General features: G+C 59.8%; 17 protein-coding genes. 7 read left to right on the plus strand and 10 right to left on the minus strand.

Going from position 1 to position 17,253, the window contains the following annotated elements; genetic code table 11:
- Positions 1 to 118: 118 nt before the first annotated feature.
- The 4 genes from pdsA to netD all read left to right on the plus strand — a co-directional run bounded on the left by pdsA (position 119) and on the right by netD (position 3,176).
- Complete coding sequence (pdsA, locus tag OKC29_RS07970; protein ID WP_101617404.1) at positions 119 to 730, plus strand: periplasmic diheme shuttle PdsA; 612 nt, start codon at positions 119 to 121, stop codon at positions 728 to 730.
- A 149-nt stretch (positions 731 to 879) separates the two neighbouring features.
- Positions 880 to 1,509, plus strand: coding sequence for an Nrf-like electron transfer protein NetB (gene netB / locus OKC29_RS07975; protein ID WP_270669195.1), 630 nt, complete (start codon positions 880 to 882; stop codon positions 1,507 to 1,509).
- Positions 1,506 to 2,174, plus strand: coding sequence for an Nrf-like electron transfer protein NetC (gene netC, locus OKC29_RS07980; RefSeq protein WP_073350817.1), 669 nt, complete (start codon positions 1,506 to 1,508; stop codon positions 2,172 to 2,174). The genes netB and netC overlap by 4 nt, the downstream gene beginning before the upstream one ends.
- Positions 2,175 to 2,222: 48 nt before the next feature.
- On the plus strand, positions 2,223 to 3,176 hold the full coding sequence (gene netD, locus OKC29_RS07985; RefSeq protein WP_073350816.1) for an Nrf-like electron transfer protein NetD: 954 nt from the start codon (positions 2,223 to 2,225) through the stop codon (positions 3,174 to 3,176).
- A 75-nt stretch (positions 3,177 to 3,251) separates the two neighbouring features.
- On the opposite strand, the gene lpxH is transcribed toward netD, so the two are convergent.
- Genes lpxH through OKC29_RS08000 form a run of 3 tightly spaced genes read right to left on the minus strand, consistent with a single transcriptional unit; the run spans position 3,252 to position 5,186 of the window.
- The gene (gene lpxH / locus OKC29_RS07990) at positions 3,252 to 3,977 is read right to left on the minus strand and encodes a UDP-2,3-diacylglucosamine diphosphatase (RefSeq protein ID WP_042067805.1); all 726 of its coding nucleotides are present in this window, start codon (positions 3,975 to 3,977) and stop codon (positions 3,252 to 3,254) included.
- A complete protein-coding gene (locus OKC29_RS07995) occupies positions 3,974 to 4,699 on the minus strand; it encodes a DUF4269 domain-containing protein (protein WP_073350814.1) in 726 nt (241 codons plus the stop codon). Before OKC29_RS07995 ends, lpxH begins: the two co-directional genes overlap by 4 nt.
- Positions 4,689 to 5,186, minus strand: a complete 498-nt coding sequence (locus OKC29_RS08000) for a peptidylprolyl isomerase (protein ID WP_005302674.1) — start codon at positions 5,184 to 5,186, stop codon at positions 4,689 to 4,691. The genes OKC29_RS07995 and OKC29_RS08000 overlap by 11 nt, the downstream gene beginning before the upstream one ends.
- 190 nt (positions 5,187 to 5,376) lie before the next feature.
- Between OKC29_RS08000 and cysS the strand changes: the two genes are divergently transcribed.
- Positions 5,377 to 6,753 (plus strand): cysteine--tRNA ligase, encoded by a 1,377-nt coding sequence (gene cysS / locus OKC29_RS08005; RefSeq protein ID WP_017782367.1) that lies wholly within the window; start codon positions 5,377 to 5,379, stop codon positions 6,751 to 6,753.
- 214 nt (positions 6,754 to 6,967) lie between these two features.
- Here the strand turns inward: cysS and OKC29_RS08010 are convergent, their stop codons facing one another.
- On the minus strand, positions 6,968 to 9,328 hold the full coding sequence (locus OKC29_RS08010; RefSeq protein WP_073350812.1) for an AAA family ATPase: 2,361 nt from the start codon (positions 9,326 to 9,328) through the stop codon (positions 6,968 to 6,970).
- A gap of 720 nt (positions 9,329 to 10,048) precedes the next feature.
- Here OKC29_RS08010 and OKC29_RS08015 point away from each other — a divergent pair.
- Positions 10,049 to 10,393: a hypothetical protein gene (locus OKC29_RS08015; protein WP_226031517.1), complete on the plus strand. Its 345-nt coding sequence runs from the start codon at positions 10,049 to 10,051 to the stop codon at positions 10,391 to 10,393.
- Positions 10,394 to 11,077: 684 nt separating this feature from the next.
- Positions 11,078 to 12,091, plus strand: coding sequence for a GGDEF domain-containing protein (locus tag OKC29_RS08020; protein WP_049045573.1), 1,014 nt, complete (start codon positions 11,078 to 11,080; stop codon positions 12,089 to 12,091).
- 57 nt (positions 12,092 to 12,148) lie between these two features.
- On the opposite strand, the gene OKC29_RS08025 is transcribed toward OKC29_RS08020, so the two are convergent.
- From OKC29_RS08025 to OKC29_RS08050, 6 genes are all read right to left on the minus strand, one after another.
- Positions 12,149 to 12,895, minus strand: coding sequence for a substrate-binding periplasmic protein (locus OKC29_RS08025; RefSeq protein ID WP_011706560.1), 747 nt, complete (start codon positions 12,893 to 12,895; stop codon positions 12,149 to 12,151).
- Positions 12,896 to 12,995: 100 nt separating this feature from the next.
- Complete coding sequence (locus tag OKC29_RS08030; RefSeq protein WP_045527359.1) at positions 12,996 to 13,742, minus strand: substrate-binding periplasmic protein; 747 nt, start codon at positions 13,740 to 13,742, stop codon at positions 12,996 to 12,998.
- Between the two features lie 73 nt (positions 13,743 to 13,815).
- On the minus strand, positions 13,816 to 14,313 hold the full coding sequence (locus OKC29_RS08035) for a GDYXXLXY domain-containing protein (protein WP_073350807.1): 498 nt from the start codon (positions 14,311 to 14,313) through the stop codon (positions 13,816 to 13,818).
- Complete coding sequence (locus tag OKC29_RS08040; protein WP_073350805.1) at positions 14,310 to 15,317, minus strand: DUF4401 domain-containing protein; 1,008 nt, start codon at positions 15,315 to 15,317, stop codon at positions 14,310 to 14,312. Before OKC29_RS08040 ends, OKC29_RS08035 begins: the two co-directional genes overlap by 4 nt.
- Positions 15,310 to 16,248 carry a DUF2157 domain-containing protein gene (locus OKC29_RS08045; RefSeq protein WP_162275728.1) on the minus strand — a complete coding sequence of 313 codons (939 nt, stop codon included), beginning with the start codon at positions 16,246 to 16,248 and terminating at the stop codon, positions 15,310 to 15,312. Before OKC29_RS08045 ends, OKC29_RS08040 begins: the two co-directional genes overlap by 8 nt.
- 202 nt (positions 16,249 to 16,450) lie before the next feature.
- Entirely contained in the window at positions 16,451 to 17,008 is a 558-nt protein-coding gene (locus tag OKC29_RS08050; RefSeq protein ID WP_010633534.1) for a TMEM165/GDT1 family protein, read from the minus strand.
- Positions 17,009 to 17,253 lie beyond the last annotated feature (245 nt).

Here is a 17,253-nt window from a genome sequence, read left to right on the forward strand (position 1 = left end):
GTTTATATATTAGACGGCGTTGATCTAAGTCTCAAAAACGGATCGAAAATCAACCTTTAGTATAAAAATGTCTGTTTTTACTGGGGTTTATAGACCTTTTCTGGAAGAGGGATAAGAAATGAAACGCAGTGTGAAGCTGGAAATACTGGGACTGTCGTTGCTTTTGGGCTCTATTGGCACCGCACATGCCAGCCTGGACTCATTGGTGGATACATGTAACTCATGTCATGGAAATCAGGGGATCAGCACCCAGAACGATATTCCGACTATTGCAGGGCTGGCAGAATCAAATCTTGCCGAGCAGATGCGCACCTACCTGGACGGCCGGCCGGCCAAGACCGTTAATCATGTCACCGGTGACACCAGCAAGAAGGGGAACATGACCGACATTGTTAAGGGCCTTAGCGACGAGCAGATCGACGAGTTGGCGGCGCACTATGCCGAGCTGCTCTACAAGCCGATGAAGCAGCCGTTCGATGCGGCGCTGGCCAAGGCGGGGCAGAAACTGCACGACGACTCCGGCTGCAAGAAATGCCACTCCGAAGGCGGCTCGGTGGCCGAAGACGAGGCCTCCATCCTCGCCGGCCAGCCCAAGGGCTATCTGCTGACCTCCCTGCAGGAGTTCAAGGCCGGCAAGCGCAGCAACGACGAGAAGATGAACAAGGCCATCATCGCCATGAGCGATGCCGACCTCAAGGCGCTGGCCGAGTACTACGCCAGCCAGCAGTAACGTCGCTGCCCCTCCCGCTGACGCAGCCACCCCGCTTCTGGCGGGGTGTGGTCTCGTGTTCATGACCGTCAAAGGAGCTGTCACCAGCTCCTTTTTGTTGCCAGGCGGGCAGACGGCACCCGGCGGGTGCCACCGTTTCGGAGTTTCCTATGAAAAAGATCATCAAGTGGCTGCTGCTTGCCTCCCTCACCCTGGGGGCGGGTCAGCTGGCGCTGGCCAGCGCACAGGCAGCGGATGCCACGCCGGCTGCGCCGAGTGCCACATCCAGTGCCGATCAGGCAGCGCAACCCACCCTGGCCGAACGGCAGGCCAAGGCGGAAAAGAAGAAAGCCGCCGCCAAGAAGGCCGCGGCCCGTTTCGCCAAGTGTGAGAAGTGCCACGACGGGGAGGAGGGGATGCACGGCAAGCATGGCCAGGTCACCAACCCCAACACGGGGGAGCAGGTCACCTGCACCAACTGCCACGGCAATGCGTCGGCCGATCACCGTAAACAGCGCGGCGGCATGGTCGATGTGATGCGCTTTGGCAACGACGCCTTCCCGCTGAGTCAGCAAAACGGCGTCTGCATGAGCTGCCATGAGCCGGACGATTTGCGCAAGGCCCTGTGGGCCCACGACGTGCACGCCACCCGGGTCAGCTGCACCAGCTGTCACCAACTGCACCCGGCCAAGGAGCCCATGGTGGGGATCCCCGAGAAGTCGCGCATCAAGCTGTGCGTCGACTGTCACCGCAAGCAGCACGAGGCCGGTCTCGGCGGCGCCGTCAAGGAGGGCGCATGAGCACGACCCGCCGCGACTTCATGGTGGGCATGAGCGCCGGCGCCCTGATCCTGTTGACGGGGGCCCCGCGCGCCCTGGCCAACAGCATGACCATCAAGGGCGTGCGCTACGGCATGATCCACGACGAGACGGCCTGCATCGGCTGCACCACCTGCATGGACGCCTGCCGCGAGGTGAACCAGGTGCCGGCAGGGGTCGCCCGCCTGCAGATCCTGCGCAGCGGCCCGGTGGGAGAGTATCCGGCGCAGGAGTACCGCTTCTTTCGCAAATCCTGCCAGCACTGCGACAACGCCCCCTGCGTGCACGTCTGCCCGACCGGCGCCTCCCACATCCGAGCGGAGGATGGCATCGTCGACATCAACCCCGACCTCTGCGTCGGCTGTCGCTATTGCCTAGCCGCCTGCCCCTATCAGGTGCGCTTCATCAACCCGGTCACCCGGGTTGCTGACAAGTGCGACTTCTGCCGCAAGACCAATCTGGCGGCGGGCAAGCAACCCGCCTGTGTGGAAGCCTGCCCGACCAAGGCGCTGGTGTTCGGCAATCTGGACGATCCCAACAGCCCTATCGCCAAACAGCTGGTGCAGGAGACCACCTATCGCTACAAGCAGTTCCTCGGTACTTCGCCCAAGATGTACCGGGTGCCGAAAGGGGAGGTGAAGTCATGATCCCATCTCATCTGTATGACGCAGACCGGCTGACAGGAGGGAGGCACCATGTGGCATGATGCGTTTCACTTCGACTCGCTGGTGTGGGATGGCCCCATCGCCATTTACCTGTTCCTGCTCGGTATCTCGGCAGGCTCGGCCACCCTCTCGGTGCTGCTACGCCGCCAGGGGGCCGGCAGCGAAAGCGGCATCATCAAGGCGACCGCCATTCTGGCGCCGGTGAGCGTCGTGTTGGGGCTGCTTATCCTCATCTTCCACCTGGCCCGTCCCTGGACCTTCTGGAAGCTGATGTTCCACTACCAGTTCGACTCCGTGATGTCGATGGGGGTCATGCTGTTTCAGGTCTACATGGCGGTGCTGTTCGCCTGGTTGGCGGTGGTGTTCCGGACAGAAATTACAGTACTGCGCCGGCAACTGCTGATGGACAAGCTCGCCTTTGTGGACGGCCTCATTGGCTGGCTTGCACGCCTCGAGCGGCTGCTGGCGCCGCTGCTGTTGCTGCTTGCCGTTCTGCTCGGGGCCTACACCGGCTTTCTGCTCTCCGCCCTCAAGACCTACCCCATGCTCAACAACCCGATCCTGCCGGCGCTGTTTCTGGTCTCCGGCATCAGCTCGGGGGTGGCTTCCACCATCTTGCTGGCGGTCACCCTGTTTCGGGAGGATGGCCACAGCCGCGGGGTGAGCTTCGTGCACCGCTTCGAGCGGCCCATCGTCGCCATCGAACTGTTCCTGCTGCTCTGCTTCTTCACCGGCCTCTACTTTGGTGGCGGCCAGCGGGAAGCGGCGATGTGGGCGGCCATCGGCGGCGGCTTCTGGTCCCAGGTGTTCTGGTTCGGGGTCATCGGGCTGGGGATCCTGCTGCCCCAGCTGCTGGGGCGGGTGGGCAGTCCGGCCAAGGCCCATCAACCGGCCCGGCTGGCACTTATCTGCAGCCTGAGCCTGGTGGGGATATTGCTGCTGCGCTACTTCATCCTCTACGCGGGGCAGATGACGGTGATGTAGCCGTTATAGAGGTAGATCGCAGGCAAACAAAAGGCGGGATCTTCCCGCCTTTTTTATTGCCGTCAGCCTGCTTGGTCAGATCAGCGCACGCTGCTCGAGGCGCTGCTCGCCGGGGCGGCAGACCAGTACCGAGCCCTGCTCGAACCAGTCCCCCAGCACGATGCGCCGCGCCGGATGACCGTCGAGGCTGAAGTCGTGGATGGCGGGTCTGTGGGTGTGGCCGTGGATCATCATCCGGCAGTCGTGCTGGCGCAGCATCTCGTCCACTGCCGCCGGGGTCACGTCCATGATGGTCTGGCTCTTGTGGGCATTTTCCATCTGGCTCTGGCCGCGCATCTTGTGGGCGATGGCTTGGCGGCGCGCGAGCGGCAGCCGCAAAAAGAGCCAGCGCAGCCACTTGAGCTGGGTGATGCGGCGAAACTTCTGGTAGCCCTCATCCAGGGTGCAGAGCAGATCGCCGTGGCTCAGCACCACCCGCTCGCCATAGAGCTCGATGACACAGGGATCCCCCAGCAGGGTCATGCCGGCGCGCTTGGCAAAGGCCTGGCCCAGCAAGAAGTCGCGGTTGCCGTGAATGAAGTAGAGGGGCACCCCCTGCTGGCTCAGGGCCGCAAAGGCGTCGGCCACCTCGCCGTGGAGGGGATTGGGATCATCGTCGCCAATCCAGAATTCAAACAGATCGCCCAACACGTAGAGGGCATCGGCGCCGGGGGCGTCGTGCGCCAGAAAGCGCACCAGGGCGGCGGTCATGTCGGGCCGCTGGGCACACAGGTGAATGTCGCTGATAAAGAGGGTGCTCATGAGAAAGTGTGCTGGGCCCTGTTGAGGTGGCTGGAAGTGGAGCTGGTATTGGAGCTAGCAGTGAAATTAGAAGTGAAGTGAGGGCCCGTCGCCCGCGGCTGCCACACCAATGGGGCAAGCGCGCCGCCCTCCAGGGTGAGCAGCGCAGCATACGGGTCGCCGGCAAGGCCCAGCAAGTGGCACATGGCCGCTTCCCCTTTGAGCCCTTCCTCGCGGCGCAGGCGCAGCACTTGGTGATAAAACGCCGCGCCGAACTGTTCAAGCAGGGCAGCCATCAGGCTGAGGTGGCGCCAGCCGTTGAGGCGCTCGAGGGGATCTGGGGTGAGGTAGAGCTCAAGGGGCCAAGGGTGGCCATCAACGCCTGTAACGGTCTGCTCGGCGAGCCAGATGTCAGCACCCTTTTGCGCAACCCGCCAGCCTTGGGCGTCCAGCGTCGCGGCAAACGTGGCCGGCTCCGGATACTGGCAGACGATGTCGAGATCGCTGCCGGGGCGGTCGAGCCCGATGGCGACCGTGCTCACCAGCGCCAGATCGCTGCACTGGGCTGCCAGCTCATCCCACACCCCGGCAGTGAGCAGGGCATGGGCCGAGCGTTGGCGCGGGTTGCCGTGGGCCAGGTAATCGAGACGGCGCCAGTCGATGGGGCCGGCCTTCGCAGATGGAAAAACTGCGGCCGGGGCCGCAGTCAGTTCATCTCGCAGAAGGCAGAGATCACTCGGCAAGGGTCACCTTGGTGATCACGACGTCTTCGGTCGGCACGTCCTGGTGGATGCGGCCGTAGTTGCCGGTCTTGACGCCCTTGATCTTGTTGACCACGTCCATGCCGGCGGTCACTTCACCAAACACGCAGTAGCCGAAGCCCTGGGTGGTAGCGGATTTGAAGTCGAGGAAGTCGTTGTTGTTCACGTTGATGAAGAACTGGGCGCTGGCAGAGTGCGGCTCCATGGTGCGGGCCATGGCGATGGTGCCGACCTTGTTGGACAGGCCGTTGGCCGCTTCGTTCTTGATGGGGGCGCGGGTGTCTTTCTCTTCGAAGCCCGGGGCATAGCCGCCGCCCTGGATCATGAAGCCGTCGATGACGCGGTGGAAGATGGTGTTGTCGTAGTGACCGTCACGGCAGTATTGCAGGAAGTTGGCCACGGTTTCCGGGGCTTTTTCAGCGTTCAGGGTGAGGGTGATGTCGCCGTGATTGGTGTGCAGAGTGACCATGATATGTCCTTTCATTTGATGCGGGCGACCAGGTGCCCGCAGGTGTATGGCATAAAGTGGTGGCAATTCTAGCCCATCAGGGCCCTGCGGCATAGATGGTGCGCCTGATCCGGCACGTTTTCTGCCTCGTTTTCTACGCGGGATGCGGGTAGAATGGCAGGCCATTTTACTCACAGGCAGTGGTCATAAGATGCTGAAGATATACAACACACTCACTCGTCAAAAAGAAGAATTCAAACCTATCCACCCGGGCAAGGTGGGCATGTATGTGTGTGGCGTCACTATCTACGATCACTGTCATATCGGCCACGGCCGCACCTTCGTCGCCTTCGACGTCGTGGCCCGTTACCTGCGCTACAGCGGTTATCAGCTCAACTACGTGCGCAACGTCACCGACGTGGACGACAAGATCATCAAGCGCGCCGCCGAAACCGGCGTCACCTGTGACGATCTGACCGAGCGCCTGATCGGCGACATGCACGCCGACTTCGATGCCCTCGGCATGGTGCGCCCGGACGTCGAGCCGCGCGCCACCCAGCACATCGGCGAGATCATCGAGCTGGTGCAATCCCTGCTGGATAAAGAGCACGCCTACGTGGCCGACAATGGCGATGTGATGTTCATCGTCGACTCCTACGCCGACTACGGCAAGCTTTCCGGCCAGGATCTGGAGCAGCTGCAGGCCGGCGCCCGGGTTGACGTGGTGGATGCCAAGCGCAACCCCTTGGACTTCGTGCTGTGGAAGATGTCCAAGCCCGGCGAGCCGACCTGGGACAGCCCCTGGGGCCCGGGCCGTCCTGGCTGGCACATCGAGTGCTCCGCCATGAACTCCAAGCACCTTGGCAACCACTTCGACATCCACGGCGGCGGCTCCGATCTGCAGTTCCCGCACCACGAGAACGAGATCGCCCAGTCCTGCTGTGCCCACGGTGGCGACTACGTCAACACCTGGATGCACAGCGGCATGGTGATGGTGGATAAAGAGAAGATGTCCAAATCCCTTGGCAACTTCTTCACCATCCGTGACGTCCTGGCCCACTATGACGCCGAAACCGTCCGTTACTTCCTGATGTCTGGCCACTACCGCAGCCAGCTCAACTACTCGGAAGACAACCTGAAGCAGGCCCGCGCCGCGCTGGAGCGCATGTACACCGCCCTGCGCGATCTGCCGGCGGCCGCCGCTGCCGGTGGCGACGAGCAGGTGGCCCGCTTCAAAGAAGCGATGGACGACGACTTCAACACCCCGGAAGCCTACTCCGCCCTGTTCGATCTGGTGCGCGAGATCAACCGCCAGAAGGGTGAAGATATGGCCGTTGCCGCCGCGCTGGGCGCCCGCCTGCGCGAGCTGGGTGCCGTGCTCGGCATCCTGCAGCAAGATCCGGATGCCTTCTTGAAGGGTGATGAAGCGGACGAAGAGGTTGCCGAAATCGAGCAACTGATCGCCCAGCGCAATCAGGCTCGTGCCGACAAGAACTGGGCCGCGGCGGATGCCGCCCGCAACCGTCTCACCGAGATGGGCATAGTGCTGGAAGACAGCGCCGGCAAGACCAGCTGGCGCCGTGCCTAAGGCCGGTGGCTCTGTTGGTGCCAACTGGTTGACCCAATAAAAAAACCGCAGCCTTAGGGCTGCGGTTTTTTTGTGGTCTGCCGGAGGGCTCGGCATCCTTCGGTCTGATCCCCTCGCCCCTAGGGGGAGAGGGTAGGGTGAGGGGAGCTAACGTTGCTGGATTGTATAAAAAACTATCGCATGACTAAGATATAAATAAACACTAAATTTCAGTCTATAAATGGAAATTCAGTCGGTTATATATAACATCTAAAATATCTCCAGCTAATGCTCTGGTATTTTCAAGAGTATCATGTCCTATTTCATGCATTGGGGTGTTGAGTGTGTCTCTAATAGCACTTAATCTAGCCTCCGTGTCTGAGCTCATAAAACCATGATCTCTTAATGCTGCAGTACATACTGAGAGATCAGATTTGGCATGTCCTAATTCTCTAAGCTGCTTCTTATATCTATGCCTTATTTCTTCTTCAAAAAATGGTCGCAAACTTGTAAGGATGTCAGTGTTGCTTTCTCTGTCAACAAAAGACTTGATTTTATCAAAAGCAATATCGTGTTCTGTAGCCATCATGCTGTCAATATCAACTTCTTCAATAGAACATGTATCTGCACCATAATGTAGTCTTATGGCTTTTGCACATCGTTTGAATTTCTTAACCGCTTTAGATGCCATCCCCTTATAATGAGTGGTAATAATGATCTGCTTTATAGTTCGTTGTATTTCATCAAGTTTGTTCAAAATTAAAGCTATTCTCTCATTGTCAAAACTGGTAACAGGGTCATCCAATACTAAAATTGCTTTTGCTTTGTTTTCTGGTGTTAGCGATATTACTTTTGCAAGGAAAATACATAAAGCCAACGCTCGGCGATCAGACTCACTAAATATTGTATTGATTCTATCAGCTGGGATATCTTCGCCTTTGAATTTAACTTTCAGATCATAAACTATTTGCTGCCCTCTATTATTAGGAACTTTAATTATTTCAAAGTTACTAGATCCTAATTGACGAAAAAGACTATTAATCTGATTGAAGTACGTATCCAAATATGTACTTTGAGATTGGTCTAGTTGCTGTTTTCTTGTTCTGTAAGCAGCGTCTAAAGCTATAACTTCGGCTTGTTTTTGTCGATATGAGGTACAGAGTGGTTCCAGATATATTCTTTTTAATGAAATTTGAATTTGGTTTTGTTGCCTATTGATTTCGATTAGATGATTATTTAGCTGGACCACATCAAGCGAATTTTTGTATGCATTGAGTAATGTGTTGATTTGTTCTGTAACTTGCCAGTATTCATAAATGGCTTGGTTGTACTCTTTAGATGCTGCAAGTAAGTGGTCAAAGTCCATCACTTCAGCTTGTTCATATGGTGTAGCGAACTTCTGTTCTAACTGAGGGGTCCAAAAAATTGTTGCCTCTTGGCTTCGTGCCAATACAGCATCAAACGCCATCAATATCATTTTACTATTTTGATCTAATGCTGTGATCAACGGTGCTAATGTAGGATTGCTAGTGATCTGAGGTTCAACGTATATCTCTATTGTGTGGCAATTGCTTAAATGTTGTTGGTGTAATTGTTCGTGAGTATTTGGGATTTGAAATGGCGTGCGAAGACTGTTGAGATTTGTTCTCGTATTAGAATTAAATCTATCAAATTCAGCATTAAATGCTTGCTGATAAGATGAGATAAGAGCTCTAGCGTCAGTGCTTAGGCCTTGCCCACAAAATGGACAGTCATCTTTTATCTGAACAAGACCTTGAGCGGCCCAACCTTTAAATGCGGAGACATTACCCACATGCATGTCCATGTGCCTTTGTAATACACCTAACGAGTCTTGGTGTACATTTTTGAGACTAGAGGCCATTACAGTATTCATGTGTGAAATTATTTTGGAGAAATCTACTTGTTGTCCAACGACTGTGAGATTGTTTCGACGTTTTATATTATCTATATTTTGTATTGTGTTTGCTAGCTGTTGCTTCGCTATTTCTAGTGTTTGAAAGTTTAATTCTAATTGCTCTTTTGTCTGAAGGGGCAACATTGTTGTTGAGTATTGTTCTGCATTCCCCACGGCGTGAGTATTTAACTGACGTTCGATTTCGCTAAGATTGCGGCGTTCATCCCTCAGGCTTCTATTCATGTCTGCAAGAGCTGTATATAAATTCGTGTTGTCTTCTCCCAGTATGAAGCTTGTCATATTCTCTGAATTTGGACGTTCTTGCCTCTGGCCAGTAATAACATTACGATGAATAAAATTGTGATCGAAAACATATAGCTTTGAGCAAGCAGGTGTTTTTGTTTGCCATTGTCCATTATCAAAGTTAGAAGTTGAATTTCCAGTGGCTGTTGAGAATAGAAACTCGACTTTGGGAGGCTTAGCTGGATTGTTGGGGATAGTTTCTCGATTTAATATTATTTCGGGAGAGTCTTCAGAAAGAGAATATATTACATCACATAAAGTACTTTTCCCGTATCGGTTCTCTCCATAAACAACTGTTACATTTGTTAATTCAATACCGCTTGCTCTAGTTTGCGTATAATTACCAATGCCTTGAACTAACTTTATCCTTTTTAACATAAATTACCCCGGTATTTTTTAGCAGTAGACCATTTTGATATGAATGATGGCTATTTAATATTCTGTTAAGGGCCACAGGTTCGATTAGCGGAGCCTAATCGGGCATTCGAAAAATAAGGTTTTATTGCATCTATGCATAATCAAGAAACGTTAACTGGTTTCTGGGCTGAAGGTTTGGAGTTGCCCCCTGTTGTTTGTCCAGGCCGCGAGGCCATGGATGGCCCATCGGCGCGTGCCGTAGGACAAACGGGTGAACCGAGGGAACCCGACGCAGGAGGGCGAACAAGTGGGGGATAAGACCTTTGGTGTTATTTGCCAAAGAGAGCGGGTCTTTCCAAAGTCACTCGCCCAGCCGCGCCATTTACGCGTGGGACGACACATCGCAAATCAATGACGTTACCCAACCCCTCACCCTAACCCTCTCCCGCAGGGGGAGAGGGGATCGTTCCCCAGTGCAATGCGCTTCGCTTATTGGCACCCTACTTGTCTCCCACAAGGGGAGAGGGGACGGTTACCGCGGACGATTACGCTTCGCTAATCGACCCTACTCGACTCCACCCATTGATCCCAAGGCCTCTCCCGCAAGGGGGGAGGGGATGGTTACCGCGGACGATTACGCTTCGCTAATCGACCCTACAGGCTTATTGCACCCTGCGCCTTATCCCGTGGTGGGAGAGGCAACTCTCTCGCTGCTTGGTGCCCACCCCCCTGGATGCTAGGATGCCCAACCGTCTTCTTATCCAACCCTTATCAGTTATGGCAAACCGGCTCGTTGGCAGTAAAAACAAGATCACTCGGGCAGGGCGCTGGCTGGCAACCCGCGGCGCCGCGCTCTTTGCCGAACTCTCGGAGTTTCAGCAGCGCATCTGGGTGGTCAGCATAGTGAACGACACCTACACGGATACCTTTATCGTCAACGAAGGCAGCTTCGAGGAGCCCATGCAGTGGATGCGGCGCAAGCAGTACAGCGCCGACATGCTGCAGCGGGTGGATGCCATGCAACGCTCCCAGGTGATCCAGGTCGAACTGGGTGACATCCGCCATCGCCTGATGCGGGTCAAATAACCCGGAGAGCGCCGGCCCTATTGGGCGTTGGGCCAAACAGGGCGGCTGGTTCACAGTCCGCGCGCTATCTGCCAAAGACGCTGCCGCCCCTGACTGTCGCCGCCACCTTGCGCCCTTGACCATCCATGAATACTCGGGGCCAACGGGGGCCGATGGTCATCTTACGGAACCCGCCTCGGCGGGGCCATCCAAATCCATGAAATTAGTGATGCAACTATCAGAATTAAATGGTTTTTCTCCTTTGCTGCAAAGTGGCAACCGGCGGTTGACCCGCGGCCGGGGTGTGATGGAAGATGGGCGCCGCGCCCGGCTGATAAGCAAATAAGCAGAGTGCCGGGCGCAGTGAGGGGCAAAGCGGGACTGCGCCACCGACAAAGGCGATGAGCGTCAGGGGCCAGCATGGGCTCACCCCTCGACAACACTCGCGCCACCGCCAAGCCGCCGCAGCCAATAATGCCGCACGACAGGCGCCGCTGCCCTCAATAGGGGGTGCTCACCACGGCTCAGGCCGGGCCGCCCCGCATTGGCTGCAAACGGAGCGCGTTGCCGGACAATCGAGGGTCGTTCGACGACAAAGGCCGCCAAAACCGCAAAATTTGTGCCACGGCGGGGGCGCGTGGCTTGTGAAGGGCCCCCGGGGTTGGCTATCGTTTCAGGAATAGACATGCAAGCAGGGAGGTGTGCATGGACAGAATATTGCAGGCGTTGTCGCTGCAAGTGACCGGGGCGCGGGATCTGGAGAGCCTGACCCGCCCGCTGCTGGAGATGCTCGAGACGGTCACCGGGCTCGAGTCCACCTATCTGACCGAAATCGACCTTGGTCACGACACCCAACATATCCGCTTTGCCCGCAACGCCGCCACCTTGCAGATCCCCGAGGGGGGCTCGGTACAGTGGGGCGATGCCCTCTGCCGGCGGGCCCTCGACGAAGGGCGCTTCTACACCGAAGATGTGGCGAGCTGCTGGGGAGATTCCCAGGCGGCGCGGGCCCTTGGCATTCGCACCTACCTGAGCTGCCCGGTGCAGACCCCTTCGGGCTCTCTTTATGGCACCCTGTGCGCCGCCAGTGCCGAGCAAAAGCCGCTGACGGCGGGCTCGGATCACCTGATCGCCTTCTTTGCCCGATTGATCGCCGAGCAGGTGGAGCGCGAACAGCTGCTGCAGCAGTTGCAGCAGGCCAACCACGAGCTGTCGCGCCAGGCGCTGAGCGACCCGCTGACCGGGCTGCCCAACCGGCGGGCGCTGATGCACGAGCTCAACCGGCTGTTTTCACTGGCGGAGCGGGTCGAGCATCCGCTGCTGCTCGGCTTCATCGATCTCGACGGCTTCAAGGCCATCAACGATACCCACGGCCACGACACCGGCGACCTGCTGCTGCAACGGGTCGCCGCGGCGCTGTCAACCGTGCTGCGCGGCAGCGATCTGCTGGCGCGGGTGGGGGGCGACGAGTTCGTGGCGGTGGGGATGGGGCCGCAGTGCGGCGAAGAGACGCGGGAGGCGGCGGTGCAGGGCTTTCAGCGCCGGCTGTTCGAGGCGAGCCTGGTGCAGCTCGAGGTGCCCGCCGGCCTGCTGCACTACCCTGGCGCCAGCGTGGGGGTGGTGGCCATCGATCCGGCCAGCAGTACGGTGGACGAGGCGCTCAGGCTGGCCGATGCCTGCATGTACGAGGTCAAGCGCCAGCGCCGTCGGCCGAGCTGACTGCGCAGGCGAGACAAGAAAAAGGGGCCCCGGCGGGCCCCTTTTTCATGCCGCCCCTCAGCGGGCGGGGAAGTACTTGGCCTGGATCTGCTGGAACTCGCTGCTGGCCAGCACCTGGGTCAGGCCGCTCTGGAACTCCTTGACCAGCTCGTCGCTCACCGGGTGGCTGAAGGCGAAGCAGAACTGCTCCGAGCTCAGCATCCAGAACACCTTGAACTGTGCGGGATCCAGCTGCTGGGAGGCGATCAGATCCAGCATGGTGGTCTTGTTGGTGGAGATGAGGTCGACCCGGCCCGAGGTGAGCATCTTGAGCGCCTGGGGCAGGCGGTTGGCGGTCATGATCTTCTGCTCGTCAAAGCCGTTGTTGAGCAGCAGCTGCTCCCCCACGTCAGCCCGCACCGCCCCTATGTTGTACTTTTCGGCATCTTCCAGCTTGGCGATGTTGACCGGGCTCTTGGCCAGCCCCATCAGCACGATCTCGGCATAGCCGATGGGGCAGGCCCACTTGAACAGCGGATCCCGCGCCTCGGTGCGGGCGGTGGAGAAGAGCACCACGTTGGGTTTCTGGGTCAGCAAGTAGTAACCCCGCGCCCAGGGCATGATGGTGATGGGCTGCTGCGGGGTGTTGGTCTTCTGCCATACCTGCTGCAGCAGCTCGACGGCGAGCCCGGTGGGGGCGCCGGATTCGTTGGAGAAGTTGTAGGGTTTGTACTCTTCGGTGAGGTAGTGCAGCTTGCCAAGCTCCGGGCTGGCCTGGGCGAGGGTGACAAACGCGAGTGCGGCGAATCCAATCCATTTTTTCATGTTGGCCATCCTGGTGGGGTGTAGCGTCATTCTCAAGTGTTATCAAAGCCCGCCAAATCGCCACTCGCCGCGTACTGGCGGTGAGAGGTATGGGGCCTTCTCAGGGGGCGGGCAGGTATTTGAGCCGCAGCCCCTGATATTCCGAAGAGGCGAGCGCCTGGGTGAGGGCGCGCTGGAACTGTTTGATGACGCTGTCGTCCACCTGGCGACTGAAGGCGTAGCAGAGCTCCTCGGCATCCAGCACGAAGGCCACCGTGAAGTCATTGGCATCGAGCTGCAGCGCCTTGATGGCGTCATAACCCGCCAGCTTGCCGGTGGCCAGCAGATCGGCGCGGCCCGACACCAGCATCTTCAGCGCCTGGCTCAGCCGGTTGGCGGAGATGATGCGGCTCTCGTCCATGCCGCGGTTGAGCAGCAGCTGTTCGGAGGCATCGGCGCGCACGGCGCTGATGCGGTAGTCGTTGATCTGCTCGACGGCGCTGAGGGTGAGGGGGCGGCGCTTGTGGGCCAGCAGCACGTACTCGGAGTAGCCGATGGGGCACACCCACTTGAACAGGGGGTCGCGGGTGTCGGTGCGGGCGGTGGAGAAGAGCACCACGTTGGGTTTCTGGGTCAGCAGGTAGTAACCCCGCGCCCAGGGCAGGATGCGAATGGGCTGGGCGGGGGTCTGGGTGCGCTGCCAGATCAGCTGCAGCAGCTCCACCGCCAGCCCGCCGGGCTGGCCGGTCTGGTCGGTGAAGTTGTAGGGGGGATACTCCTCGGTCAGGTACTCCAGCTTGCCGAGCTCGGCCTGCGCCGTGCCAAGGCATGACAACAGCAGCAGGCAACCGCAAAACCTTATCCTCATGGGCATTCCTTGGCGTAGCGCGGGCGATCCATCTTGCCCTAGTGTGGGCAAAAAAGCCTGATATTGCCAGTAGTTACCAGCGCGCTCTGGTATTTCCCACCGGTTTCAACTGCTCATCGCGAAGCCCCACCAAGAGCGCCTTGCCGCTCTCCTGCAAGCGAAATTCGCCGTAGCGCGCCGCCTCGTACTGCTCGCCGGTGCCCTCTTCGAAGAAGTAGGCGTCGGGGCCGATGAGCCACTGGCCGTCGCTGCGGCGCACCTGCAGCCGCCGCTCATCGCGGGCCAGCTGATCCGGCTTGCCCCCTTCCACCCAGCTGGCGACCTGCTGCTCGTCGAGGCGGATCACCAGAGTGTTGGCGGGGGCCTCATCCTGTTGCCGGTTGCCAAGCTGGCGGGCCAGCTCGTAGTTGAGGCGCATGTAATCTCCCTGCATCAGGGAGCGCGGGTCGACCGGGGCGAGGCGCAGCAGCACCACCTCACCGCTGCTCATGGCGCGCTCGTAGCGCCAGACGGTGACGTTGATGGCCGCCAGGATGGCGAGGCCGGTCAGCAGCAGGGCGAGTCGTCTCATGAGGGGCTCCGCAGGCTCAGCCGTTTGAGCAGCTGGCGGGCGCCGAGCAGCAGGGCGCCCGAGCCCAGCAGCAGCCAGGATTTGGTCATCAGGGTCAGCCCCAGATCGTAGTAATAGAGGGAGCCGAAGCCGACCAGCAGCAGGCCGGCCAGGGTCATCAGGCCGACGCTGCCGGCATAGAAGCCGAGCACCAGCACCAGGGCGCCGGCTCCCATGCCGGGAATGAGGGCGCTGATCAGCACCAGCGGCAGCCCGTACAGCAGCGGCAGTTTCAGCCTGACCATGAGCCCCAGCAGCAGGGCGGCGCAGAGCAGTGGGTTGAGCCAGAGCGGCAGGCGGGAGTGGCCCAGCTCGTCGAGCATGCTGGCGCCGCCGTCCCACAGCGGATGGTGCAGGCGCCCCAGCACCAGCAGGGAGAGCGCCAGCCCCAGGGTGAGGGATTCATAGAGCTGATGGCGCAGTGGATCGCGCTCGGCCTGCAACCAGCAGAGGGCCACCGCCGTCATCACCAGCGGCAGGGCCAGCAGTTGCAGGCCGAGGCAGGCGAGGGCAAGGGTGAGCAGGATGGCGGTGGCGAAGCTGTGGAACAGCCGGATCAGCCAGTGCTCGAACAGGGCGGCGATGGCCAGCGACAGCAGGGCGAGGCCGAACCAGAGCGGGGCCGAGTGCAGATCCAGCCGATCGAGCAGGCCGTAGAGCAGCCAGGCGTCGCCGGCCAGCGCCAGCGCCAGCACGAACTGATCCCACAGATCGCTGCGGGTGGCGAAGCGGTTGAGGCAAAAGGCAATGACCATCAGCACGACGCCCATCAGCAGGGCGCTGTCGGCATCCCGGGTGAGCTGGGAGAACGACATGAACAGGAAGAACAGCAGGAACAGGGCGGCAATCCAGCCCACCATGCCGAGCAGAAAGCGGCTCGACCAGTGGGGCTGGTCGTCACGGGGGGCATCCCCTTCCACCAGCTGGGCCCGTTGCAGTCGCTGCCAGGGGGTCAGATCACTCATGGAGCCTCCGTTGTTGTTGCAGCCAGCGGCTGGCCGCCACCGACAGGCCGATGGCGATGAGGCAGAGCAGCAGGAAGCCGTCCACGTCCGGCTCCATCCATTTGCCGAGCGCGGTCAGCAGTACCACGATGAGGCTCAGGCAGCCCATGGCGAGCCCGGCGATGAATCTGTGGTGCCAGCGCAGGTAGGCGGCCGCCAGCCAGCCGAGCCAGGCCGGCCAGACCCAGGGGGAGGCGACATCGAACAGCGCCAGCAGGGTGAGCAGGGTGACGCCGAAACCGGCGGCCAGCCCCGCCAGCCAGGAGGGTATCAGCCGGTAGTGAGCGGGCACCAGCAGCAATATGCCCCAGAGGACGGCGTTGAACAGGGTCAGGCACCAGCCGAGGGCCTCCTCGTTGAAGGCGAAGAAGAAGTTGAACAGGCCGAGCCGCCAGTAGAGCACCAGCGCCAGCTGGCCAAGCAACCAGCTCAAGGTCCACAGCAGCGGGCTCTGGCCGAGCGCCGCCAGCGGCAGCAGCATCAGCGCCCAGGTGGCGAACAGCTGCCAGGGATCGGCGCCGGTCTGGTAGGTCTGTCCCACCAGCGCCAGCAGGGCACCGATGTTGAGGGCGATGGCGAGCAGCAGCGCCTGGCGCTGACTGTCGGCGAGGGGCTTGCGCCACAGCAACAGCAGCATGGCGAGCAGCGGCAGCTCCAGCAGCGCGAGGCGCGAGAGGCGGCCCAGCTCCTGCCAGTTGAAGGCGACGAAGAACACCAGGCCGGCGCCGAGACACAGGCTGCCAAGCCAGAGCAGCAGCCGATCGAACAGCCACTGCCAGCGGGCAGGGCCGGGGGGCAGCTCGCACAGGGCGAGGGCGGCGGGCAGGCTGGCCCGCTCGAGGCGTCCACGCCTGACCCAGTCGAGCAACGTCTGTCTTGAAGTGAAGTGCATGGGATGCTCCATCAGGTTTGCCGCATTATGCCACGGCCATGGCGCCGATTGGCAGCCCCCGTCTGCGGGCGCGACCAGCCCGGCAAGCGGATGCAAAAAGCCCCGCCAAAGGGCGGGGCTTGCTTGCAAGGACACGACATGGGCGCGGGAGCGGCGTCGGCAAGTGCTCACCCTTGCCTCGCCACCTTCTGATCCGGCCGGGTCAGGCGAACAGCAGGGTGCTCACCCCGAGGCCCACGAACAGGATGGCGCAGGCGATGCGGATCCCCTTGAGCGGCAGGCGATCGGCCCCCAGCTTGCCAAGCAGCACCACCGGCACGTTGGCCAGCATCATGCCGAGGGTGGTGCCGGTGATGACCTGGGTCAGCGAGTCATATTTGGCCGCCAGCAGCACGGTGGCGATCTGGGTCTTGTCGCCGATCTCGGCGATGAAGAACAGCACGAAGGTGGCCATGAAGGGGCCGTATTTGTCGAGCGGGCTCTCCTCGTCGTCCATCTTGTCCGGCACCAGGATCCAGGCGGCCATGGCAATGAAGGCACCGGCCACCAGGTAGGTCATCACCTTGGGATCGAGCCAGCGGCTGATGAACTCGCCAAGCCAGGCGGCGCCGGCGTGGTTGAGCAGGGTGGCTGCCAGCATGCCGGCGATGATGGGCCAGGGCTTGCGAAAACGACAGATGAGCAACAGCGCCAGCAGCTGGGTCTTGTCGCCGATTTCGGCGATGGCCACGCTGAGGGTTGAGGTTAACAAGGCTTCCATAAAAATGACCGGGGGACGGAATTGTTATACCTGAGACAAGCCTGCGCCATCCGTCCCCGGTATTGGCACTGGCCCGTCAAAGGTCTTGTCAAATCCGCGGCTGGCGTGGATCACCCTGACCATGGTGAGTTGGCACCAAGTATGTTGATCAGGGTCGCGAACCGGTTTGGGGCCGGCTGGCGAGACTACTCCCCCTCGATGGGAGCGGGCATTCTAGGGAAAAAGCGAAAGTGACGCAAGCCGGG

This window comes from Aeromonas sp. QDB34, from assembly GCF_027705405.1.
Classification (GTDB): Bacteria; Pseudomonadota; Gammaproteobacteria; order Enterobacterales; family Aeromonadaceae; genus Aeromonas; species Aeromonas hydrophila.